The 20,700-nt window shown below is 66.4% G+C and carries 22 protein-coding genes and 1 other RNA gene; 10 read left to right on the forward strand and 13 right to left on the reverse strand.

Translation table 11 applies throughout. The features are described 5' to 3' along the window. Positions 1 to 30 precede the first annotated feature (30 nt). Positions 31 to 127, reverse strand: an RNA gene (gene ffs, locus ASD94_RS22990) — signal recognition particle sRNA small type. A 102-nt stretch (positions 128 to 229) separates the two neighbouring features. Here ffs and dnaX point away from each other — a divergent pair. The 6 genes from dnaX (at position 230) to ASD94_RS22995 (ending at position 5,637) form a co-directional block, all read left to right on the forward strand. Then, positions 230 to 2,218 (forward strand): DNA polymerase III subunit gamma/tau, encoded by a 1,989-nt coding sequence (dnaX, locus tag ASD94_RS02185; protein WP_056637974.1) that lies wholly within the window; start codon positions 230 to 232, stop codon positions 2,216 to 2,218. 54 nt (positions 2,219 to 2,272) lie between these two features. Next, a complete protein-coding gene (locus tag ASD94_RS02190; protein ID WP_055398201.1) occupies positions 2,273 to 2,605 on the forward strand; it encodes a YbaB/EbfC family nucleoid-associated protein in 333 nt (110 codons plus the stop codon). 245 nt (positions 2,606 to 2,850) lie between these two features. Next, the gene (gene recR, locus ASD94_RS02195; protein WP_056638083.1) at positions 2,851 to 3,441 is read left to right on the forward strand and encodes a recombination mediator RecR; all 591 of its coding nucleotides are present in this window, start codon (positions 2,851 to 2,853) and stop codon (positions 3,439 to 3,441) included. A 113-nt stretch (positions 3,442 to 3,554) separates the two neighbouring features. After that, a complete protein-coding gene (locus ASD94_RS02200) occupies positions 3,555 to 3,980 on the forward strand; it encodes an MAPEG family protein (RefSeq protein ID WP_056637977.1) in 426 nt (141 codons plus the stop codon). A 154-nt stretch (positions 3,981 to 4,134) separates the two neighbouring features. Continuing rightward, positions 4,135 to 5,190 (forward strand): ABC transporter substrate-binding protein, encoded by a 1,056-nt coding sequence (locus ASD94_RS02205; protein ID WP_082576717.1) that lies wholly within the window; start codon positions 4,135 to 4,137, stop codon positions 5,188 to 5,190. Between the two features lie 294 nt (positions 5,191 to 5,484). After that, on the forward strand, positions 5,485 to 5,637 hold the full coding sequence (locus ASD94_RS22995; RefSeq protein WP_015013605.1) for a DUF3096 domain-containing protein: 153 nt from the start codon (positions 5,485 to 5,487) through the stop codon (positions 5,635 to 5,637). A gap of 57 nt (positions 5,638 to 5,694) precedes the next feature. Here ASD94_RS22995 and ASD94_RS02215 read toward each other — a convergent pair whose 3' ends face one another. After that, complete coding sequence (locus ASD94_RS02215) at positions 5,695 to 7,230, reverse strand: transglycosylase SLT domain-containing protein (protein ID WP_056637983.1); 1,536 nt, start codon at positions 7,228 to 7,230, stop codon at positions 5,695 to 5,697. After that, positions 7,227 to 8,003 (reverse strand): hydroxyacylglutathione hydrolase, encoded by a 777-nt coding sequence (gene gloB, locus ASD94_RS02220; protein ID WP_056637987.1) that lies wholly within the window; start codon positions 8,001 to 8,003, stop codon positions 7,227 to 7,229. Before gloB ends, ASD94_RS02215 begins: the two co-directional genes overlap by 4 nt. Here gloB and ASD94_RS02225 point away from each other — a divergent pair. Together ASD94_RS02225 and rnhA are read left to right on the forward strand one after the other, a co-directional pair. Continuing rightward, positions 8,002 to 8,853: a class I SAM-dependent methyltransferase gene (locus ASD94_RS02225; protein ID WP_056637990.1), complete on the forward strand. Its 852-nt coding sequence runs from the start codon at positions 8,002 to 8,004 to the stop codon at positions 8,851 to 8,853. The genes gloB and ASD94_RS02225 overlap by 2 nt on opposite strands. A gap of 76 nt (positions 8,854 to 8,929) precedes the next feature. Continuing rightward, positions 8,930 to 9,379, forward strand: a complete 450-nt coding sequence (rnhA, locus tag ASD94_RS02230; RefSeq protein WP_056637993.1) for a ribonuclease HI — start codon at positions 8,930 to 8,932, stop codon at positions 9,377 to 9,379. Between the two features lie 130 nt (positions 9,380 to 9,509). Here rnhA and ASD94_RS02235 read toward each other — a convergent pair whose 3' ends face one another. The 5 genes from ASD94_RS02235 to moaA form a co-directional block, all read right to left on the reverse strand. Beyond that, a complete protein-coding gene (locus ASD94_RS02235; protein ID WP_056637996.1) occupies positions 9,510 to 9,833 on the reverse strand; it encodes a thioredoxin family protein in 324 nt (107 codons plus the stop codon). Positions 9,834 to 9,925: 92 nt separating this feature from the next. Further along, positions 9,926 to 11,281, reverse strand: coding sequence for a gephyrin-like molybdotransferase Glp (gene glp / locus ASD94_RS02240; RefSeq protein ID WP_056637999.1), 1,356 nt, complete (start codon positions 11,279 to 11,281; stop codon positions 9,926 to 9,928). Positions 11,282 to 11,300: 19 nt separating this feature from the next. Then, positions 11,301 to 11,855: a GNAT family N-acetyltransferase gene (locus ASD94_RS02245; RefSeq protein WP_056638002.1), complete on the reverse strand. Its 555-nt coding sequence runs from the start codon at positions 11,853 to 11,855 to the stop codon at positions 11,301 to 11,303. A 16-nt stretch (positions 11,856 to 11,871) separates the two neighbouring features. Next, positions 11,872 to 12,510, reverse strand: a complete 639-nt coding sequence (gene mobA / locus ASD94_RS02250; protein WP_056638005.1) for a molybdenum cofactor guanylyltransferase MobA — start codon at positions 12,508 to 12,510, stop codon at positions 11,872 to 11,874. Positions 12,511 to 12,618: 108 nt separating this feature from the next. After that, positions 12,619 to 13,755, reverse strand: a complete 1,137-nt coding sequence (gene moaA / locus ASD94_RS02255) for a GTP 3',8-cyclase MoaA (RefSeq protein WP_056638088.1) — start codon at positions 13,753 to 13,755, stop codon at positions 12,619 to 12,621. Positions 13,756 to 13,923: 168 nt separating this feature from the next. Here moaA and ASD94_RS02260 point away from each other — a divergent pair, with 168 nt between their 5' ends. Then, positions 13,924 to 14,766 carry a type IV pili methyl-accepting chemotaxis transducer N-terminal domain-containing protein gene (locus ASD94_RS02260; RefSeq protein WP_056638008.1) on the forward strand — a complete coding sequence of 281 codons (843 nt, stop codon included), beginning with the start codon at positions 13,924 to 13,926 and terminating at the stop codon, positions 14,764 to 14,766. 145 nt (positions 14,767 to 14,911) lie between these two features. Here ASD94_RS02260 and ASD94_RS02265 read toward each other — a convergent pair whose 3' ends face one another. The 5 genes from ASD94_RS02265 to ASD94_RS02285 form a co-directional block, all read right to left on the reverse strand. Then, entirely contained in the window at positions 14,912 to 15,913 is a 1,002-nt protein-coding gene (locus ASD94_RS02265) for a hypothetical protein (protein WP_082576718.1), read from the reverse strand. Positions 15,914 to 16,273: 360 nt separating this feature from the next. Continuing rightward, positions 16,274 to 17,035: an SDR family oxidoreductase gene (locus tag ASD94_RS02270; RefSeq protein ID WP_056638011.1), complete on the reverse strand. Its 762-nt coding sequence runs from the start codon at positions 17,033 to 17,035 to the stop codon at positions 16,274 to 16,276. 63 nt (positions 17,036 to 17,098) lie between these two features. Continuing rightward, positions 17,099 to 17,707 carry a DUF2889 domain-containing protein gene (locus tag ASD94_RS02275; RefSeq protein WP_056638014.1) on the reverse strand — a complete coding sequence of 203 codons (609 nt, stop codon included), beginning with the start codon at positions 17,705 to 17,707 and terminating at the stop codon, positions 17,099 to 17,101. A gap of 91 nt (positions 17,708 to 17,798) precedes the next feature. Continuing rightward, positions 17,799 to 19,232, reverse strand: coding sequence for an aldehyde dehydrogenase family protein (locus ASD94_RS02280; RefSeq protein WP_056638094.1), 1,434 nt, complete (start codon positions 19,230 to 19,232; stop codon positions 17,799 to 17,801). A gap of 103 nt (positions 19,233 to 19,335) precedes the next feature. Beyond that, positions 19,336 to 20,040, reverse strand: a complete 705-nt coding sequence (locus ASD94_RS02285; RefSeq protein WP_056638017.1) for a Crp/Fnr family transcriptional regulator — start codon at positions 20,038 to 20,040, stop codon at positions 19,336 to 19,338. Between the two features lie 117 nt (positions 20,041 to 20,157). On the opposite strand from ASD94_RS02285, the gene ASD94_RS02290 reads away from it, so the two are divergent. Next, positions 20,158 to 20,694: a DUF962 domain-containing protein gene (locus tag ASD94_RS02290; RefSeq protein WP_056638020.1), complete on the forward strand. Its 537-nt coding sequence runs from the start codon at positions 20,158 to 20,160 to the stop codon at positions 20,692 to 20,694. Positions 20,695 to 20,700 lie beyond the last annotated feature (6 nt).

Raw genomic sequence — 20,700 nt, forward strand, 5'->3', positions numbered from 1 at the left:
TTTGCGCGACCGCGCAAAAAGAAAGAAGAAGTTGACGAGCCTTACCCCCGGCACTGACTCCACGGTTAGGGCTGCTTGGTTCCCCACCTGACCCGGTTGGCCGCTTCACCATGCGAGGAGGCCCGTCACTGGCGATTGTACGTCGGATGAAGGTCCCGATTTTCCAATGGGTGTTTTGTTTGCCCGGGCCGCGTAAGGTGCGTACGGCCCAGCCCGTAGAATCGCTCGCATGTCTTACCTCGTGCTCGCCCGCAAGTACCGCCCTCGCAATTTCACCGAAATGGTGGGGCAGGAGCATGTGGTCCAGGCCCTGTCGAATGCGCTCACCCAGCAGCGCTTGCACCACGCCTACCTGTTCACCGGCACGCGCGGCGTGGGCAAGACCACCGTGTCGCGCATCCTGGCCAAGTCGCTCAACTGCCAGGGGGCCGATGGCACGGGCGGCATCACCGCTACGCCCTGTGGCGTGTGCCAGGCCTGCACAGACATCGACAGTGGCCGCTTTGTGGATTACACCGAGCTGGACGCGGCTTCCAACCGTGGCGTGGATGAGGTGCAAAGCCTGTTGGAGCAGGCCGTGTACAAGCCGGTGCAAGGGCGCTTCAAGGTCTTCATGATCGACGAAGTGCACATGCTGACCAACACGGCGTTCAACGCCATGCTGAAGACGCTGGAAGAGCCGCCCGAATACCTCAAGTTTGTGCTGGCCACGACCGATCCGCAGAAGGTGCCGGTCACGGTGCTGAGCCGCTGCCTGCAGTTCAACCTGCGCCCCATGGCGCCCGAGACGGTGCTCTCGCACCTCACGCAGGTGCTGGCGACCGAGAACGTGCCTGCCGAGCCGCAGGCGCTGCGTTTGCTGTCGCGAGCCGCGCGGGGCTCCATGCGCGATGCACTCTCGCTCACCGACCAGGCCATTGCCTTTGGCAGCGGCCAGTTGCAGGAGGCGGGCGTGCGCCAGATGCTGGGTGCAGTAGACCGTTCCTATGTGTTTCGGCTCATCGAGGCTCTGGCCCAGGGTGACGGCAAAACCGTGGTGGAGACTTCGGACACGCTGCGCATGAACGGCCTGTCGGCCGCTTCCACGCTTGAAGAAATGAGCGCCGTGCTCCAGCGCATGGCCGTGTTCCAGGCCGTACCGCAGATGGCAGGCGCAGTGGATGTCGACGACCCCGAGGCCGCCGAAACCGCCCGCCTGTCCGCGCTGATGCCTGCTGACGAAACGCAGTTGCTCTACAGCCTGTGCCTGCATGGGCGCGGCGAGCTGGGCCTGGCGCCCGATGAGTACGCGGCGCTCACCATGGTGCTGCTGCGCCTGCTGGCTTTCAAGCCAGAAGGCAGCGTTGGCAAACCGGCTGAAAAAAAAACTCTGACGCGGGCTGAAACGCCGACTTCGGGCACCGTCTCAGCAGGTGCTGCAGACATGTTGGCAGTGCCCGAGCGTGCAGTGGCTCGGGCGGTTGCCGCCCCGCAGTCCTTGTCTGTGGTGCCAGCGCCCGCGGCCCCGGCGTCGGCTCCAGGCGTGGCTGCAGGCCCCGCACCCGCCGCCGCTGAAGACCCTCGGTCAGAGCCTCTCCACGACTCCGAGCCCCCCCCATGGCCAGGGTCTGACGAGCCTGGTGCGGTGGCCACTGCCGCTGCGCCCGCTGCCACGGCGTTGCCGGTGCGTGCACCCGAGAGATTGGGGCAAAATTCCGGGATAGTGCAATCAGCGAAAGCACCAAATGCTCCTGAATATGTAGCAATTCCGGTGCGCGAGTCGCCCGAGCCCGGCGAGCGGCTGCAGCCGCTTCCGCTGTCTGCACCCACCCCCGTGTCCGCCCGCTATACGCCCACCGAAGAGGGCGATGTCTGGTACGCCACGGTGCAGCAACTGGTGGCTGCCGAGGCCATCACGGCGCTGGTGCGCGAGCTGGCCTTGCAGTCGCAGCTGGTGGCGCGCGACGGCGGCCATTGGCTGTTGCGCGTGGAGCGCGAGTCGCTCAACCAGCCCACGGCGCGCGAGCGCCTGCGTGCGGCCCTGGAGGCTGCAGGCCATGCCACCCAGATCAGCGTCGAGGTGGGCGTGGTCATCGACAGCCCCGCGCGCCGCAACGCCGCTGCCGCTGCCGAGCGCCAGCGCCGCGCTGAAGAAATCGTGCACAACGACCCCTTCGTGCAATCGCTGATGCGTGACTACGGCGCGAAAATCGTGCCGGGCAGCATCAAGCCTGCATGACGGACAAACAACCTCTGTTACTCATTCACTAGAAACTGAAAAGGAAACAACACCATGTTCAACAAAGGACAACTCGCTGGCCTCATGAAGCAAGCCCAGGCCATGCAGGACAACCTCAAGAAGGCGCAGGATGAACTGGCCTTCATCGAAGTCGAGGGCGAATCGGGCGCGGGTCTGGTGAAGGTGGTCATGACCTGCAAGCACGACGTCAAGCGCATCACCATCGACCCCAGCCTGCTGGCCGAAGACAAGGACATGCTGGAAGACCTGGTGGCCGCTGCGTTCAATGCCGCAGTGCGCAAGGCCGAGGAGACTTCATCGGAAAAGATGGGCAAGCTGACGCAAGGGATGCCAGGCCTCCCCGGCGGCATGAAATTCCCTTTCTGATACTGGCTACCGAGCGGGCCATCTGCGTCGTTGGGCGGTGCTCGCCATCCTCACGTACCGCAAGTACGTTCCGGTGGCTGTGCTCCGTCCGCCTAGCTGCTGATCCCGCCCGCTACGCCCTTGAGGGTGGGGTGTGAAGGCGGGGAGCACATCCCATTTTCTTCTCACATCCGTTTGAGTTGGCCCTGTTTAAGCCTTACTCATCCAAGCCTTACCAACCCACGCGCCTTACCTCCAGCCTGTCCATGTCCACCACCAACTCCCTCGACGTTCTGATCCAGGCGCTGCGCCGGCTGCCGGGGGTGGGGGTGAAGTCTGCGCAGCGCATGGCGTTTCATCTGCTGCAGCATGACCGCGAAGGGGCGCTGGCGCTTTCGCGGGCGCTTTCGGAGGCGGTGGGCACGGTGCACCACTGTGCGCGTTGCCATACGTTCACCGAGGCCGAGGTGTGCAGCACCTGCCTGGACCCTGATCGCGATGCCACACGGCTGTGTGTGGTCGAGACGCCGGCGGATCAGTCGGCGCTGGAGCGTACGGGGGCTTTCAAGGGGCTGTACTTCGTGCTGATGGGGCGCCTGAGTCCGCTCGATGGGGTGGGGCCGAAGGAAATCGGCCTGCACAAGCTGATGGACCGCGCCACGGACGGCACCGTGCAGGAGGTGATCCTAGCGACCAATTTCAATGCCGAGGGCGAAGCCACGGCCCATGTGATCAGCGAGGCACTCAAGAGCCGGGGGATGCATGTGACGCGACTTGCGCGGGGAGTGCCGGTGGGCAGCGAGCTGGAGTACGTGGACCTGGGCACCATCGCGCATGCGCTGGTGGATCGGCGGTGACACGCAGGCGTCTGGTGGCCTCAGACCGGGCAGCATCTGCCGCTAAAATACTCTCAATTTAATAGCTGCCAGCGCTTGTAGTTATTGCGCTTGCACTCTCAAAAGCCTCAACAATGAATACCACCATGCACGTCGCACGGTTTACCGTGGCCTATTGGTGCGTGCTGTTCGCCGCACTGCTGCCCATCGGTTGCGCCTGGCTTGCCAAAAGCGGCAACTTGGGCAAGTCCCGCAAAGAGGGCGGTTTTGACAACCACGACCCGCGCGGCTGGCTCTCGCAGCAGACCGACTGGCGCGGGCGTGCCAACGCGGCGCAGGCCAACAGCTTCGAAGCGCTGCCGTTTTTTATCGGCGCGGTCATCATCGCGCACTTGCTGGGCGCAGGGCAGACGCTGCTGGACCTGTTGGCGCTGCTGTATGTGTTGCTGCGTATTTTCTACGTGATGATGTACGTGGCCGACATGCCCACGGCACGCAGTGCGGTCTGGGCCGGTGGTTTTTTGGTCAATATCGCCATCCTTTTCATCGGCTATCGCTGAGCTTGACGGGTGTATGCCGCCTCTTTGGCGGTACGCCTCCGCTGGAGGCCGTTGATCACGGTACGTAGTAACCCGCAGGGATTCACCCTGATGCGGTTTGGCCAGTGCTGAGGCACGATTGTTGCAATGCAGCATTGTCTTTTTTCCTGATTCCATGTCTCTGCCTCCACTCACTCGCCGCGCCTTTGGCGCCGTATCCGCCTTGTCGGCGGCTGCGGTGTGGGCACCTGCGACCCGGGTGCTTGCGCAAACCGATGGCGCCGCTTTGGGGCGGGTGACGGTGGCAGTGGGCGGGCAGGGCGTTCTGTACCACCTGCCGCTGGCGCTGGCCGATGCGTTGGGGTACTTCCGTCTGGAAGGCCTGGACGTGGTGGTGCGCGACTATTCAGCGGGAGCATTGGCCTGGCAGGCGGTGCAGGACGGCGCGGCCGATGTCTGTTCCGGTGCGTTTGAGCATGTGTTGCGTGCACAGGCGCGCGGTCATGCCTACCGAGCGTTGGTGGTGCAGGGACGGGCGCCACAACTGGCGCTCGGTGTGTCCCTGCGGTCGGTACCGGCGTACAAGGATCTGGGCGACCTGGCGGGGCGCAAGGTGGGCGTGTCCTCGGTGAGCTCGTCCACCCACTTGGCAGCCAGTCTGATGCTGATGCGTGCAGGCGTGCCTTTGCGGGAGGTGACTTTTGTGGGCGTGGGCTCGGGCGCCAATGCGATGAACGCGCTGCGCTCCGGCCAGGTGCATGCGCTGTGCCATGCCGATCCCATCATGACTTTGCTGGAGCAAAAGGCGGACACCCGCATCGTGGGAGACCTGCGCTCGCTCAAGGCGGCGCAAGACATGTTCGGTGGCACCATGCCCGCCAGTTGCCTGTATGCGCCTCAGACATTCATCCAGAAGCAGCCCGCCCAAGCCCAGGCACTGGTCAACGGCATCGTGCACGCGCTCAAGTGGCTGCAGACGGCAGCCCCGGCAGACCTCGTGAAGGCAGTGCCCGCCGCCTACCTCATGGGTGACCGGGGGACCTATCTGGCGGCGTTCAGCCGAGTGCGTGAGACATATTCCACCAACGGCCTGATGCCCGACGAAGGCCCAGCCACGGCGCTGCGCATGCTGTCGCGCGCGTTGCCCGAACTGGTCGAGGCCAAGGTCGAACTGGCGCGCACTTCCACCAACGAATTCGTGCGCAAGGCCCGCCAGAAGTACAGCGTCTGACGGTTCGAGGTTGCCGGCAGGTCTTAGAACACATTTCCGATCTCCCCGGGTCTCACAGTGGCCCGTGCGGGAGGGAATGCAAGGCGCGGCGTGCAGCCAATAGCTTGGCTGTAGGCAAGCACCGCAATTCCCTGCGAGATCGTAGACACGTTCTTAACGGCCCCTGGCATCGACTACAGTGTCTGGCGCCTGCCCGTTGCACGGCAATTGAACCATGCTCTATGCATCACCCAGGCCGCGCTGGCCGTGGTTTTGCTGCGCCGCCCCTGTGCCATTTTTCAAGGACCATTCACCATGTCGCTGAGCCTCAGCATCGGCCCGCTCGTTTCCCTGATTGCGGGCATCCTCATTCTTGTCATGCCGCGTTTGCTCAGCACCATCGTGGCGCTCTATCTCATCATCATGGGCATCCTGGGGCTGCTGGGCATGCACACGCTGCGCTTCTGAGCGTTGCACCGGCACTGGCCGGACCTACGGAGCCCTCGCCGCCTGGAGGGGCGTGGGTCAGCGGCGCTTGACCTTGGAGGGCGAGCCGCCGCGCCGTGTCGGCGCAGGAGCCTGGCGCTTGCCCGCCGTGGCGGCTGATGCGCGGGCATTGCCAGTGCCGCTGCGTGCATGCGCCTGGTTCTGGCGCACCGGCAGGTACACCACGATCTGCTGGCCTGCCTTGAACGCAGCATTGGCCCGCACGTCGTTCCAGTCCGCCACGCTGGCTGCTGCCAGCTTGTAGCGCCGCGCAATGCTGGCCACCGTGTCGCCCTTGCCGGCGCGCACGGTGGTACGGCGATTCACGATCTCGGGGGTGAGGCTCAGTTGGCCGTTGTCTGCCAGGTGGGAGGACACGTCCTGCCGGGTGGTGGTGGAGCGCGGCACCATCAGCGCTGAGCCCGCCTTGATGAGCATGCGCGGCGGGATGTTGTTCATACTGCGCAGATCCGCCTCACTCATGCCCGCACGCTGTGCGGCCTCGGCCACCGTCATGGTGGTGGGCACGGACCATACGGTCCAGCTTGCGTACTGGCCTTCGCTCTTGGCTTCCAGATTGCGCTGGAACACCTTGGCGTTGTCCCAGGGCAGCAGAATTTGCGGCGTGCCAGCGGCCAGGATCACGGGCCGCTTGTACGACGGGTTGAGCGCCCGAAAATCTTCCTCGCGAATCCCCGCCAGTGTGGCCACCAGCGACACATCAATGTCGTGCGTGATGTCCACAGTCTGGAAGTAGGGGTGGTTTTCGATCAGCGGCAGCTCGGTGTTGAACGCATCCGGGTTCGCCACGATGTTCTTGACCGCCTGCAGCTTGGGCACATACATGCGGGTTTCTGCCGGCATGTTGAGGTCGGTGTAGCTGGTGCCCAGGCCCAGTTTCTGGTTGCGGGCGATGGCGCGGCCGACGCTTCCCTCGCCCCAGTTGTAGGCAGCCAGGGCCAGGTGCCAGTCGCCAAACATGCCGTAGAGCTTTTGCAGGTAGTCCAGCGCTGCGCGGGTGGACGCCAGCACGTCGCGGCGGTCGTCGCGGAAGGCGTTCTGCTTGAGGTCGAAATAGTTGCCCGTGGCGGGCATGAACTGCCACATGCCTGCGGCCTTGGCGCTGGATACCGCCTGCGGGTTGAACGCGCTTTCGATGTAGGGCAGCAGCGCCAGTTCGGTGGGCATGCCCCGGCGCTCCAGTTCTTCAACGACATGGAACAGGTATTTGCTGGAGCGCTCGGTCATGCGCTGCATGTAGTCGGGGCGCGTGGCGTACCACTGCTCACGGTCCTGCACCAGCTCGTGCTGCAGGTCGGGCATGGCAAAGCCCCGGCGGATGCGGTCCCACAGGTCGGCAGGGGCCGACAGCGAAGCCACCTCGCCGCTCGCGGCTTGCGCGGCGGTGATGGGTTTGAGCGGGCCGTTGGGGATGACGGGGGTGTGGGGTGACGCGGGGCTCTTTGTGCTGGTGCTGGTGCCGCTGGCAGTCGCCTGGTCGGGCACCGAACCCGTGGTGGCGCAGCCTGTCAGCCACAAAAGGCCAGCCAGGCAGGCGATGTGCAAAATTTTCATCGGAACTCGTTTTTCCATTGACGCAGCGCGGCCAGCACTGCTACTGCGTCGTCAAGGGACACCTGCGCGTCGTAACCCTGGGCGGCTTGCGCCACCGGGCCCTGCCGCACGCGCAGAAAGGGGTTGATGTCTCGCTCCAGCGCCATGTGCGAGGGCAGCGTAGGCTGGTTCTGCGCCCGCAAGGCCTCGCACTGGCTGCTGTAGTGGAGCAGTGCAGCGTTGCCGGGTTCCACAGCGCGTGCGAACTTCAGGTTCGACAGCGTGTACTCGTGGGTGCAGCACACCCGGGTGCTGTCGGGCAGCGCAGCCAATCGGTCTAGCGAGTCGAGCATCTGCGCGGGCGTGCCTTCGAACAGCCGCCCGCAGCCGCCCGAGAACAGCGTGTCGCCACAGAACAGCAAGGGCGCGCTGTCCATGTCGGGGCAGTGGTAGGCAATATGGCCCGCCGTGTGTCCCGGCACGTCGATGACCTTGAACTGCAGCCCCAGCGCATTGACGGTGTCGCCCTGCACCAGCCGCACCAGCGGCTCGGGGATGCGCTCCCGTGCAGGGCCATACACCTGTGCGCCAGTGGCGGCGCGCAGGGCATCGACTCCACCGACATGATCGGCATGGTGGTGCGTGACTAGAATGGCCTGCAATGTCAGGCCCCAGCGGTGCAAGGCCTGCTCCACCGGCGCGGCTTCTCCCGGGTCCACCACGATGGCCTGGCGGCCGTCGTGCAGCATCCAGATGTAGTTGTCGGTAAAGGCGGACAGCGGTAGCAAGTTCATGAGCGATCAAATTATAGGTTTGCACCACTGGTTCGACTCCCCCCCCGGCCGCTACCTGCTCGCGTGGGAGCAGGCGCGCTTTGACGAGGCGGTGGCCGACATTTTTGGTTACCACAGCCTTCAGCTCGGCATGCCGCTGCTGGACGGCCTGCGCGCCAACCGCATGCCCCACCAGTGGCTCGCCATGGGTCAGGAGGCTGTGGAGGGCTCCATCGCCTTTGTGGAGACCGAGGACGGCGGCCTGCTGCAGCGCCGTGCGGTGGACCTGCTCACCGAGCCCGTAGCCTTGCCCTTCCCTGCGGCCAGCCTGGATTTGCTGGTGTTGCCCCACACCCTGGAGCTGAGCATCGACCCCCACGCCGCGCTGCGCGAGGTGGAGCGGGTGCTGGTGCCCGAAGGGCGCGTGGTCATCAGCGGCCTGAACCCCACCAGCCTGTGGGGCCTGCGGCAGCGCCGCGCGCGCCTGTACCAACGGCTGGGGCGGGGCACCCTGTACCTGCCCGATGTCGGCGAGTTCATTGGCTATCGGCGCCTGCGCGATTGGCTGCGGCTTTTGAATTTCGAGGTCGAGTCAGCCCGTTTTGGCTGTTATCGTCCAGCGGTGCGCAGCGCGCAGTGGCTGGAGCGTTTTGGCTGGATGGACCCGCTGGGTGAGAAGTGGTGGCCCATTCTGGGTGCCGCTTACTTCTTGGTCGCTGTCAAACGGGTGCATGGCATGCGTTTGCTGGAGCCCGCCTGGCGCACCCACCGCCAGCGCGCTGCAGGCACTGTGCCTATTGCCAACCGGGCATCCCTGCAGGGCGTGAGTCCTTCGCGGCCTACCCCTTCCGCGGCCCGGCACAAGCCTTGAGCACAGTCTTTTGCGGTGGCTATGGGGCTTCATGCCCCGCCATAGCAACCATCCATCACATTGTCAGGAACAGAGTTTGAACCAGGTAGAGATTTACACCGATGGCGCCTGCAAGGGCAATCCCGGCCCCGGCGGGTGGGGCGTATTGTTGCGCTCCGGCGCGACCGAGAAAGAGCTGTTTGGCGGCGAACTGGGCACCACCAACAACCGCATGGAGCTGATGGCGGTGATCGAGGCGCTGTCGGCCCTCAAGCGCCCCTGTGCCGTGACGCTGTACCTGGACAGCGAGTACGTGCGCAAAGGCATCACCGAGTGGATTCACGGCTGGAAGGCCAAGGGCTGGCGCACGGCCTCCAAGCAGCCGGTCAAGAACGTGGAGCTGTGGCAGCGGCTGGATGCGCTGGTTGGCACCGGCGGGCACCGCATCGAATGGCGCTGGGTGAAGGGGCATTCGGGCGACCCGGGCAACGAGCGGGCCGACGCGCTGGCCAACCGGGGCGTGGATCAAGCTCTGGGCCGCAGGTAAATTCATCGCCCACTGCGCATCGTGCGCAGCCTGTTCGAGGGCCCTTTGCCTGGGCGGCGATGCAGGACGGGGCGCAGAGGGCGTTTTCAGCCTCGCGGCACCCGTCCCTTGAGCCCGCTGTTCTCGGCCCTCAGACCGTTGCCTGCAGCGCCTGCGTGATCTCCGGACCACCCTGCGGGCGCACCAGGCGCGCGACCTCTTTACCGTCTTTCAGAAACACCAGCGTGGGCCAGAGCTTCACACCGAACGTGCGGCCCAGGCGCTGGCCGGGGCCGTCTTCGACCTTGACGTGGGCAATGTCCGCGCGGTCCTTCAGGGCGGCTTCGATCAGTGGCTGTGCGCGCTGGCAGTGGCCGCACCAGGGTGTGCCGAACTCGACCACTGTGGCGCCGGGCAGGCGGTCCACATCGTCTCGGGATGGGGGTTGTGCAAGGTGTTGTGCGGCGTAGGGCATGGCGTGATTCGTGTCTGTGAACAGGGCGAGAGGCTGGTTTCAGGTTACCTTGGCGGCCGATGCCATGCACCGGCTGGCGGCGCATTACCGTGTCAGATCACGCCCTCAAACACCATCACATCCACTGCATCGCCCACCGCAATGTTGCCCTGGCCGTGGTGCAGCACGATGAGCCCATTGGCTTGCACCATGGAGCTGAGCACGCCGGAGCCCTGGTTGCCGGTGGTGCGCACCTCCAGCGTGCCGTCGGCGGCGGTGGTGACCAGGCCACGCTGGTATTCGGTGCGGCCGGGCTTCTTGCGCATGGGCTCGGTGCTGATGGCGCGCAGCAGCGGCGGCGCCGCGCGGGTGCACCCCATCATGCGCAGCAGGGCGGGGCGCACAAAGGCCAGAAAGGTCACCATCACCGCCACCGGATTACCGGGCAGCCCGAAGAGCACAGCACCACCGGTGGGTGTGTTGATATCATTTTGATAGCTGCCGGCGCTTGATGTAGTAGCGCTTGAGGCCGAAAGGGCTTGATTTTCTGCGTTGCCGATGCGTCCCACGGCCATGGGGCGGCCCGGGCGCATGGCGATGCGCCAGAAGGCCACGTCGCCCAGCTTTTTCATCATGGTGCGGGTGTGGTCGGCCTCGCCCACACTCACGCCGCCGCTGGTGATGATGGCGTCGGCCTGCTGGGCCGCTTGGCGGAAGGCGGCTTCGAGCCGCGCGGGCTCGTCGCGCACCACGCCTAGGTCAATCACCTCCACGCCCATGCGCGTGAGCAGGCCGAACACGGTGTAGCGGTTGCTGTCGTACACGGCGCCTTCGCGGGGAGCCTCGCCCAGGCTCAGGATCTCGTCGCCGGTGGAGAAGTACGCCACCCGCAGTCGGCGGACCACCGTGACGGTGGGCAGACCCAGGCTGGCCACCAGGCCCAGGGCGGCGGGCGTCAGCAGCTCGCCACGGGCCAGGGCCACGCGGCCTTCCATAATGTCCTCGCCCTTGAAGCGGCGGTTATCGCCGGCGCGCAGCACATCGGCAGCGATGGTGATGTGGCCGCCGGCAGTGGCGGTGGTGAACTCCTGCGGCACCACGGTGTCCAGCCTGGCGGGCATGATGGCGCCGGTCATGATCTTCACGCATTCGCCCGCTGCCACCGTGCCCGCCCAGGCCTTGCCGGCCAGCGCGGTGCCCACCACGCGCAGCGTGAGCGGCTGCCCTGCCACCAGTTGCGCGCCCGCAAAAGCGTAGCCGTCCATGGCCGAGTTGTCGTGCGGCGGCACGCTGACGGGCGAGATCACGTCCTGCGCCAGCACGCGGCCCAGCGCGCTGAACAGCGGCAGTGATTCAGTAGCGGTGACGGGCTCGACCAGCCGGTCCAGAAACTGGTTCACATCGGCAGCGCTCAGGGCCTGCGGGTCGTAGCCTTGCAGCTCGGCGGCTATCTGGGCAATGGTTTTCATGGGTGGGATTGGCTTGAATTCAGTGGGAGAGCTGCCGCACCATGTGCAGCTTGTCGTAACCCACGCCATCCACCACGACGGCGTTGGGCAGCAGGCCCCAGGCGCGGAACCCGGCCTGCTCGTACAGGCGCACCACATGCGGGTTGGATGCGGTGACGGTGAGCACCAGCTGGGTCAGCCCCGGCACCTGGCTGGCGGCCTGCACGCAGGCCTCCACCAGCTTCCGGCCAACGCCCCGGCGCTGCGCAGCGGGTGACACCATCATGCCCACCACCACGGCGCAGTGGCGCTGTTTGGTGCGCTGTTCGCGCTCGCAACCCAGGCAGCCGAGCAACTGGCCCGTCGCGTCGAAGGCGCCCAGAAAGAACTGGCCGGACTCCAGCGCGCCAAACCGCGCCACGTACTCGCTGGCATCGCGGCCCACAGAGGATTCGTAGTCCGAGGTGAAGGCATCCGGCGCCGTGCGCAGTGCCTCGTCGCGCAGGGCCTTGTAGGCCACCGCATCGGCGGCGACCAGGGGGCGGATGTGTACCGCGCCAGCATCCGCTGGGTCCACTGGGGGGCGATCGTTCATGAGGTGGGGGGGCAGCTCAGGCCTGGGGCGCGCTGCTGCTTTCCAGCGCGTGCAGCTCGGCCAGCGTATTGGCGTTGAAGAAGGCCTGGGGGTCGTCGCCTGGCTGGTCGAACGGCACGATGGCGCAGCGGTGCTGGCTGGTCCACGCGTCGATCTTGCGGCCACCGGCCTGGGTGAAGGCGACCAGGCTTTCCAGCAGGTCCACGCGCAGCAGGCAGAACACCGGCTGCGGGCGCACGGTGACGTGGCCTTGGCCGTCGTCTTCTGGCGCTGCGGCCATGGCCATGTCGGCGCCCTCGGCGTCTGCCGCTGCCGCCAGGCGCTGGGCGAGGTCCAGCGGAAACAGCGGCGTGTCGCAGGGCACCGTCAGCAGCCAAGGTGTTTCGCAGCGCTCCAGCCCGGTCAGAAAGCCCGCCAGGGGCCCGGCGTAGTCGCTCAGCACATCGGGCCACACCGGCGTGCCAAACGCCTCATAGGCCGCCAGATTGCGGTTGGCGTTGACCATCACGTTGCCCGTCTGCATCTGCAGCCGCATCAGCGTGTGCAGGGCCAGTGGCAGGCCGCGAAAGTTCTGCAGGCCTTTGTCCACCCCGCCCATGCGGGAGCCGCGGCCCCCTGCGAGGACCAGGCCGGTGATGTCTTGGGTGTCAATCATGTTTTGAAAGGTTGGGTCTCATGCAGCGAGGGCTGCGTCCCTCTCCCAGCGCTCAGCGCGAGAGGAGTGGGAAGGCGCCGAAGGCGACTCAGGGGGAGGTGTCACGTGCTATCCGCCGATATAGCTCATCTCGACGCGGCGCGCGCCCTGGCCCGTATCGGCAGGCAGGCTGCTGCGCAGCTCGGAGTAGCGGTCGGTGCGTTGCTGCCAGATGGGGGCGATGGCCGAGGCAATCGCCTCGTCGCTGGCGCCGCCCCGCAGCAGCGTGCGCAGGTCGTAGCCCTGGCTGGCAAACAGGCACAGGTAGAGCTTGCCTTCGGTGGACAGGCGTGCGCGGTTGCAGTCGTGGCAGAAGGCCTGGGTCACGCTGCTGATCACGCCCACCTCGCCCAGCGCAGGGTCGTGCTGGCCCGCTGCATTGGCATAACCCCAGCGCTCGGCAGTTTCGCCGGGGTTGCTTGGGTCCAGCTGCACCAGCGGCAGTTCGGCGCGCAGGCGTTCGATCAGCTCGGCCGACGGCAGCACCTCATCCATGCGCCAGCCGTTGGTGGCGCCCACGTCCATGTATTCGATGAAGCGCAGCGTGGTGCCGGTGCCGCGAAAGTGGCGCGCCATGGGCAAGATCTCGTGGTCGTTGGTGCCGCGTTTGACCACCATGTTGACTTTGATGTGCGACAGCCCCGCCGCATGCGCAGCCTCGATGCCGGCCAGCACATCGGCCACCGGAAAGTCCACATCGTTCATGCGGCGGAACACTGCATCGTCCAGGCCGTCCAAGCTCACCGTCACGCGGTTCAGGCCCGCGTCCTTCAGGGCCTGGGCCTTGCGTGCGAGCAATGAGCCGTTGGTGGTGAGTGTGAGGTCCGGAGCCACGCCGTCCACGGTGCGCAACTGGGCCAGTTGCGCCACCAGGTCTTCGAGGTTCTTGCGCAGCAGGGGCTCGCCGCCCGTCAGGCGGATCTTGCGCACGCCATGCGCCAGAAAGAGCCGCGCCAGCCGCGTGATTTCTTCAAAGCTCAGGAGTGCGCCATGCGGCAGGTAGGGGTAGTCCTTGTCGAACACTTCCTTGGGCATGCAGTAGTTGCAGCGGAAGTTGCAGCGGTCCGTCACGCTGATGCGCAGGTCGCGCAGCGGGCGGCCTCGGGTGTCGGTGAGCTGGCCCGTGGGGGCTACGGGGAGCGTGGGCACCCGCGCCGCCAGAGCGGCGATGCGTTGGTCCACCAGAGGAATCACACGTTCGGCCATGGCGCGATTTTGCCGCATGGGCCTGTGCTAAGGGGGTATGCCCCTGCACGCGGAGTTGATCGCGGTCAAGTTTTGCCCCGGCGTGGGTGTGCTTGCCTTTGACATGGCGCAGTGCGCTTTGGATGGTGCGTCGCAACAATATGGGCATCCGATTTCAAGGGGATTGCCATGTTGACGCGCGAATTTTCAGCCGATGCCATGCCATGCCAGCGCCGCGTGGCTGTTCAATGGGTCGCGGCGGGCGTCCTTCTGCCTACCTGGGCCCTGAGCGCGCAGGCGCAGATGGGGCTGTCGGGGGCCATCAACTATGCGGGCTGGTTCCGTGCGCTATCGCAACGCATGGCCAAGGCCTATTGCCAGCAGTACCTGCAGGTGCTGCCTGGCGCTGCCGTGGATGTGATGGGACTGGCGCGCAAGATGGCCCTGTCGGGCAGCAGCGAGCTGGCCAAGGGCACGCAGTCGGGGCAGTGGCCGGCCGATGTGGGGCGCCAGCTGGCCGAGGTGCAAAAGCAGTTTGCATTGCTCAACCAGCTGACTGCTGCGCCAGCAACCCAGACTGCGTTGGTGGTGGCGGCTTCCGAGCAGGCCGACCGCACGCTGCTGATTGCACAGGCCGTGACCGAGTCCATCGAGAAAATGGCCCCGGCCCCCAGTGCCCGCCTGGTCAACCTTGCGGGCCGCCAGCGCATGCTGTCGCAGCGCCTGGCCAAGAACTATTTTCTGCATGCAGCCAAGGTGGAGTCCAAGGTGGTGCAGGCCCAGCTGGCGTCCGACGCGGCCGATTTCCGCCAGGCGCTGCAGACGCTGAAGGCGGCGCCGGTGTCCACCACCGCCATCCGCAACGAGCTGGAGTTGGCCGACTCGCAGTGGCTGTTCTTTGAATCGGCCCTGCGCCGCCCCGCCGATGACGCAGGGCTGAACGCGGTGGCGACCACCAGCGAGCGTTTGCTGAGCGTGATGGACAAGCTCACCGGCCTGTACGAAGCCGCCCTGCGCGAAGTGCTGGGCTGAAGCCTGGGCTGGCCAACCAAAGGCTGGTACAGCGCAGAGCCTGTTCGCAATACTTCTGGGGCTGCATAGCTACCTTGCCGGGTTGGGATGCAAGGCGCGGTGCGCAGTCGATTGCTCGGCAGTGGGCAAGCGCGGGGGGCGTCTGTCATGGTGTGATTCCCTGTTCATCAGACCAGCAGCCGCTGATCAGGCGCGATGGCTGTTCGCGGGCGCACACCCTGGCGCTGTGGGGCCAGTCGGGCAGTGGCACGACCAGGCCTGCATACACCCCATAAGCCTCGCCCGCTGCAATGGTCTCGCCTGCCCACAGGCTCTCACCGGCGCGGATGGCGCCACCGGCGTGAATGTGCCCACCGGCCCGCACCCCCCAGCCCACCTGCAGGTGGCCCTTGCAGTCCACATCGCCCATTACCCACATGCCTCGGGCGGCCTGCACAGCGGCATTGGCTTGCAGGTGGCCACCCACCTTGATGCCGCCGCTGCAGTCCAGGTCGCCCACCACCCGCAGATCCCGGGCCACCCTGCAGTGGCCGCCGATGTGGGCAGCGGCGCCGCAGTCCAGCTCTCCGCCCACGCGCAGGCTGCCCGTGCATTGCAGCCGCTGCGCCACGGTCAGCGACCAGCCCACGCGGGCGTCGCCCAGCAGCCGTGCGCTGCCCTCGCAGCGCACCGCGCCCGCCACGCGCAGGTCTTCGCCCACGCGCAGTGCACCGCCCACCCGCAGGCCGCCCAGCACGCTCAGGCTGCGGCCGGTGCGCAGCACACCCTCCACGTCCGCATGGCCCCGGCAGCGCACGCTGCCGGCAAACACCAGCGCGTCGGCCTCCAGGTGGTCCACCTCCAGTACATCGTTGGTGGGGCCGAACTGGTCCAGCATCCAGCAAGCGTCTTCGACGCGGCCCTCGCGCACTAGGTCGTCCAGCAGCGCCTGGTAGTTGCTGGCGCCTTCCTGGCGGCGCAGGTACCAGCGGTAGCCGTCGGCGCAGGGCTGCTTTGCACGGATGAACTGGCGGGTGATGTCGGCGGTGGCGGCTGCGTGGGTGATGGCCTGATCGACAGAACCCTCGCGCGGGAGCGCAGGGGCAGCAAGTGGGTGCGCGGGCGCGCACGGGGCGAGCGAAATCTCGCCCGAAGGGAACGGGGGCATGGACACTCCTGACGTCCGCGCCCCGGCCGTGGCCAAGGCGCAAGCTGGCGCTGGGCGTGGGGCCCGGCGACAGGAGGTGCGCGAAAAGAATGCGGAGGGGAGGGGTGTCGCCGGGCTCAGGAATCTGCAGCAAGGGTGCAGAGAGCGCGGTCACCGGCCTGGAGCGTGGCCTGCGAGCGCGCGCAACGGCGCAGCGGCGCGGTGGCGCTGGCAGCTGTGGCGGGGGCGTGGCTCGCAAACATCGGAGGCACTATAGGCAGCGGCTCCCAGGCCGTCAAATCAATTCGCACTGCCCTGGTGCGGATTGGGGCGCAACGCGATGTGGCGGTGGCTTGCCAGCGCCCCGGGGCGCTTGCTTGCTTACACGCAGCGCCCGCCATCCACCTCAATGCACACGCCGCTGATGAACGACGCTTCGTCGCTGGCCAGGTACAGCGCGGCATTGGCCACATCGAGCGCGGTGGAGAAGCGGCCCAGCGGAATGGTGGCCAAAAACTTGGCGCGGCGCGCCTCGTCCACCGGGCCGCCTGCAAACTCGGCAGCCAGGCCCGTGTCGGGGTTGAACACGGGGTTGATGCAGTTCACGCGGATGTTGTCGGGGCCCAGCTCGGCCGCCATGGACTTGCTGGTGATGATGACGGCGCCCTTGGAGCCGTTGTACCAGGTCAGGCCCGGGCGGGGGCGCAGCCCGGCGGTGGAGGCGATGTTGATGATGCTGCCGCCACCCGCCTGGCGCAGCGCGGGCACGGCGTGGATGGCGCTCAGGTAGATGCTCTTCATGTTGATGGCATAGACCTTGTCGAACTCTTCCTCGCTCACTTCGAGCATGGGGCGGTTGCGGTGCGTCCAGCCCGCGTTGTTCACCACCACGTCCAGGCGGCCGTACAGGCGCACGGCCTCATCCACCATCGCCTTTACCTGGGCGGAATTCGTCACATCGGCCTTGAAGAAGGCGGCTTTGCCGCCAGCGGCGGTGATCTCGGCCACCACGCGCTGGCCACCGGCCTCGTTGATGTCGTTCACGATGACCTGGCCGCCCTCGGCCGCCAGGCGCTTGGCAATGCCTTCGCCGATGCCGTTGCCTGCGCCGGTGACGATGATGGATTTGTTCTGCACGCGCATGAGGGGTCTCCGATAGGTTGGGGGGTGAGATTTGTCAAAATGATAGCTACTAGCGCTTGTCTATCAGGCGCCAGAGCCCAATGGGGCTGAATTTTCAGCAGCGGCCGCCGGTGGTGGCGCGGGTGCTTTGGGCTCCCGGCCATAAAACTGCGGAAAGTATTCCTTCACGCCGTTGCCGTTGAAGTCCCAGCCCGTGCAGTGGCCCAGGTGGCGCGGCGGCTCGTCCGGGTTGGCAGACGAAAACACTGCAGGCACCGACTGGAAGGCCGCTGTCGCCAGGTTGAACAGCAGCTCGCGCAAATGGGTGCAACTGGCCACCCCGCCCAGGTGCTTCTGGATGGCCTGGCGCCAGCCGCGCGCCATGCTGCAGCCCACCATGCGCTGCAGCGCGGCCTGGGCCTCGGTGCAGCCCTTGAGCGGGTGCGAGTCCATGGCCACGTCGATGGCCTGCACCACCAGCTGGCGGTTCACGGTCACGCGCAGCCACATGTGGTGGATGGCCTCGCCCGCCAGGCGCTGCTTGGTGGGGTCGCGAAAGGAGGTGGCGTCGTAGGCCTTGCTGTCATGCAGCTCGCCTTCGATGTCCCACAGGCCATCGTCGCGTTCAAAGCCCTGGTAGTTGACCCGGCGGACATGCTTCAGGGTGCGGGGGGCGGGGGGACTCAGGGGCATGGAGGAGAAAAAATCGTCGTGCAGAAGCAGCCAAGGTTAGCGGGGGCAGCCCGCGCCGTCGCGCGCGGGCGAGACACCCTGCAATGCTTCTTCAACCGTACTTGATGGCAACGGTCTTCAGAGTGGTGAAGCCGTACAGCGCCTCAAAGCCCTTTTCGCGCCCATAGCCGCTGGACTTGACGCCGCCAAACGGCAGCTCCACGCCGCCTGCGGCGCCATAGTTGTTGATGAACACCTGGCCGCTGTGCACCCGCTTGGCCATGCGGAACTGGCGCGCGCCGTCGCGTGTCCAGATGCCTGCGACGAGGCCGAACTGCGTGGCGTTGGCCAGCTCCACCGCGTGGTCTTCGTCCTGGAAAGCCATGGCTGACAGCACCGGACCGAAGACTTCTTCCTGCGCCAAGCGGTGGCCCACGGGCACATCGCGCAGCAAGGTGGGGGCTTGGTAGTAGCCGGTCTCGGGCGCTTCGTCCACCACCACGCCCTGGGCCACCATGGGGATGCCTGCAACCTGCGCGTCCGACAGGAAGTCCCACACGCGCTGCTGCTGCGTCTGGCGGATCAGCGGGCCCACGTCCAGGTCCATGGCAGCGGGGCCCACGCGCAGCTTTTCAAACGCCTTGCCCAGGCGCTCCAGCAGCGGTTCGTAGATCAGCGAGTCGATCAGCACGCGCGAGCCGGCCGAGCAGGTCTGCCCGGCGTTCTGCACGATGGCGTTGATGACCACGGGGATGGCGGCGTCCAGGTCAGCGTCTGCAAAGATGATCTGCGGGCTTTTGCCGCCCAGCTCCAGCGTCACGGGGCAGTGGCGCTCGGCCGCCACCTGCTGGATCAGCGTGCCGATCTTGGGGCTGCCGGTGAAGCTGATGTGGTCGATGCCGGGGTGGCGCGCCAGCGCGTCGCCCACTTCATGGCCGTAGCCGGTGACGATGTTGAGTGCCCCGGCGGGGAACCCCACCTCGGCTGCCAGCTGCGCCACACGGATCAGCGACAGGCAAGCGTCTTCGGCCGGCTTGACCACGCACACATTGCCCGCCGCCAGGGCGCCGCCCACGCTGCGGCCAAAGATCTGCATAGGATAGTTCCAGGGGATCACATGGCCCGTAACGCCGTGGGGCTCGCGCCAGGTCAGCACGCTGTAGCCGTCGGGGTAGGGAATGGTCTCGCCGTGGAACTTGTCGCACGCACCGGCGTAGAACTCGAAGTAGCGTGCCAGCGCAATGGCGTCGGCGCGCGCCTGCTTGGTGGGCTTGCCGCAGTCGCGCTGCTCCAGCGCCGTCAGCTCGTCTGCATGCTCCAGGATCTTGGCCGAGAGCTTTTGCAGCAGGCGGCCGCGCTCCACCGGGGCCAACTTCTGCCACACCGCGTTGTAGCACTGGCGGGCTGCATGCACCGCCGCGTCGATGTCGTCGGCGTTGCTGCGCTGGATCTCGTCGAAGGGCTGGCCGTCGGACGGGTCGATCACGGGGATCGTGCGGCCCGAAGACGAGGGCACCGAGGCGTTGGCGATGTAGTTCAGTTGCATGGCCGTCATTTTGCCCGGAAATGGAATGTGTGCTTAGTATTTGTGTAGAAACACGCCGATGCGCTAGTGCAACATGCCTTGTTTGCTACTGATTTGATAGTAATCAGGCGCAAGCGCCCCGCAGGCCGGCCAGGTCCAGAATCTCCACCTCGCCGCGCTGCACGCGCACCAGCTGGCGCGACTCCAGGTCCTTGAGGATCTGGTTGGTGGTCTGGCGCGAGATCGCCAGCATCAGCGACAGCTGCTCCTGCGATATCTCGATCACCCGCCGCGACTGTCCTTCGGCCGTCCACTGCCCGTAGCCCTCTGCCATCATCACCAGGCGCCGTGCCAGGCGCTGCGGGGCGGGCAACAGCGCCAGCTCTTCCATCGCCACGAAGGCCGAGCGCAGCTTGTCGGTCATCAGCAAGGCCAGCGCATGCCAGTGCTGCGGGTGGGCCTGCAGCCAGTGCTGGAGCCGTTCGTGCGGGATGTGCACCAGGGTCGTGGGCTCGGTGGCCTGCGCATCGTGCGTGCGGGCCGAGTTGTCAAACACCGAGATCTCGCCAAACCAGTGCGGCGGCTCCAGGCGGATCAGCAGTGCCGCACGCGCCTCATCGGCCCGCCCCCGGGTGCCCGAGATGCTGACCGCGCCGCGCACCACCGCATACAGGCCACAGGGCGCATCACCACGCCGGAACAGCACCTCGCCCGTTGCCAGATGGCGCAACTGCGCCATGGCAATCAGCGGCTGGGCAAAGTCGGGCGGCAGGTGGGCAAACCAGCGGCCAGTCTGGAGGACGGGTAAATAGGCAGAAGCGGTGGACATGGGAATGCGAGTGAACGGGGCTGGAGGGCAGCGGGGGTTTTGTCGTCTGCACGACAGACGCTGGCGCGGCCCCAGAGCGAGTATTGATGCTGCGCAAAACACATGCCGGAGACACCCATGAAAACCCTGATCGACCACCTCTCCCAATACGCCGACTACCACCGCGACCCGCGCAACATCCACACCCATTTTGTGGGCGTGCCCATGATCATGTTTGCGGTCGCCATCCTGCTGTCGCGCCCGACCTGGATGGTGGGCGCGGTGCCAGTGAGCCCGGCCCTGCTGGCTGCGCTGGCGGCCAGCGTCTTCTACTTCCGCCTTGATATGCGCTTTGGCCTGGCCATGGCCGCGCTGCTGGCGGCCATGCTGGTGGGCGGGCAATGGGTGGCCGCCCAGACCCTGGGCGTGTGGCTGGCCACGGGCATCGGCCTGTTTGCCGTGGGCTGGGTGATCCAGTTCGTGGGCCACTACTACGAAGGCCGCAAGCCCGCTTTTGTGGATGACCTTGTGGGCCTCATCGTGGGCCCCCTGTTTGTGGTGGCCGAATGGGCGTTTGCCCTGGGCCTGCGCAAGGAAGTGCAGGCGGCGGTGGAGGAGCGCAGCGGCCCGGTGCGCCTGCGTACCGGGCAACAGGCTGCCGCCCATCCTCAGTAAGCGCTG

It is taken from the genome of Acidovorax sp. Root70 (assembly GCF_001428225.1).
In the GTDB taxonomy this organism is placed as follows: Bacteria; Pseudomonadota; Gammaproteobacteria; order Burkholderiales; family Burkholderiaceae_C; genus Acidovorax.

Excerpts from the sequence above, each read along its gene's own strand:
- ASD94_RS02245 (WP_056638002.1), bottom strand. The coding sequence starts at position 11,855 with ATGAACGATCGCCCCCCAGTGGACCCAGCGGATGCTGGCGCGGTACAC.
- gloB (WP_056637987.1), bottom strand. The coding sequence starts at position 8,003 with ATGAACTTGCTACCGCTGTCCGCCTTTACCGACAACTACATCTGGATG.
- moaA (WP_056638088.1), bottom strand. The coding sequence starts at position 13,755 with ATGGCCGAACGTGTGATTCCTCTGGTGGACCAACGCATCGCCGCTCTG.
- ASD94_RS02225 (WP_056637990.1), top strand. The coding sequence starts at position 8,002 with ATGAGCGATCAAATTATAGGTTTGCACCACTGGTTCGACTCCCCCCCC.
- ASD94_RS02270 (WP_056638011.1), bottom strand. The coding sequence starts at position 17,035 with ATGCGCGTGCAGAACAAATCCATCATCGTCACCGGCGCAGGCAACGGC.
- ASD94_RS02290 (WP_056638020.1), top strand. The coding sequence starts at position 20,158 with ATGAAAACCCTGATCGACCACCTCTCCCAATACGCCGACTACCACCGC.
- mobA (WP_056638005.1), bottom strand. The coding sequence starts at position 12,510 with ATGATTGACACCCAAGACATCACCGGCCTGGTCCTCGCAGGGGGCCGC.
- ASD94_RS02205 (WP_082576717.1), top strand. The coding sequence starts at position 4,135 with ATGTCTCTGCCTCCACTCACTCGCCGCGCCTTTGGCGCCGTATCCGCC.
- dnaX (WP_056637974.1), top strand. The coding sequence starts at position 230 with ATGTCTTACCTCGTGCTCGCCCGCAAGTACCGCCCTCGCAATTTCACC.
- ASD94_RS02190 (WP_055398201.1), top strand. The coding sequence starts at position 2,273 with ATGTTCAACAAAGGACAACTCGCTGGCCTCATGAAGCAAGCCCAGGCC.
- glp (WP_056637999.1), bottom strand. The coding sequence starts at position 11,281 with ATGAAAACCATTGCCCAGATAGCCGCCGAGCTGCAAGGCTACGACCCG.
- recR (WP_056638083.1), top strand. The coding sequence starts at position 2,851 with ATGTCCACCACCAACTCCCTCGACGTTCTGATCCAGGCGCTGCGCCGG.
- ASD94_RS22995 (WP_015013605.1), top strand. The coding sequence starts at position 5,485 with ATGTCGCTGAGCCTCAGCATCGGCCCGCTCGTTTCCCTGATTGCGGGC.
- ASD94_RS02285 (WP_056638017.1), bottom strand. The coding sequence starts at position 20,040 with ATGTCCACCGCTTCTGCCTATTTACCCGTCCTCCAGACTGGCCGCTGG.
- ASD94_RS02260 (WP_056638008.1), top strand. The coding sequence starts at position 13,924 with ATGTTGACGCGCGAATTTTCAGCCGATGCCATGCCATGCCAGCGCCGC.
- ASD94_RS02265 (WP_082576718.1), bottom strand. The coding sequence starts at position 15,913 with ATGCCCCCGTTCCCTTCGGGCGAGATTTCGCTCGCCCCGTGCGCGCCC.
- ASD94_RS02235 (WP_056637996.1), bottom strand. The coding sequence starts at position 9,833 with ATGCCCTACGCCGCACAACACCTTGCACAACCCCCATCCCGAGACGAT.
- ASD94_RS02215 (WP_056637983.1), bottom strand. The coding sequence starts at position 7,230 with ATGAAAATTTTGCACATCGCCTGCCTGGCTGGCCTTTTGTGGCTGACA.
- ASD94_RS02275 (WP_056638014.1), bottom strand. The coding sequence starts at position 17,707 with ATGCCCCTGAGTCCCCCCGCCCCCCGCACCCTGAAGCATGTCCGCCGG.
- ASD94_RS02200 (WP_056637977.1), top strand. The coding sequence starts at position 3,555 with ATGAATACCACCATGCACGTCGCACGGTTTACCGTGGCCTATTGGTGC.
- ASD94_RS02280 (WP_056638094.1), bottom strand. The coding sequence starts at position 19,232 with ATGCAACTGAACTACATCGCCAACGCCTCGGTGCCCTCGTCTTCGGGC.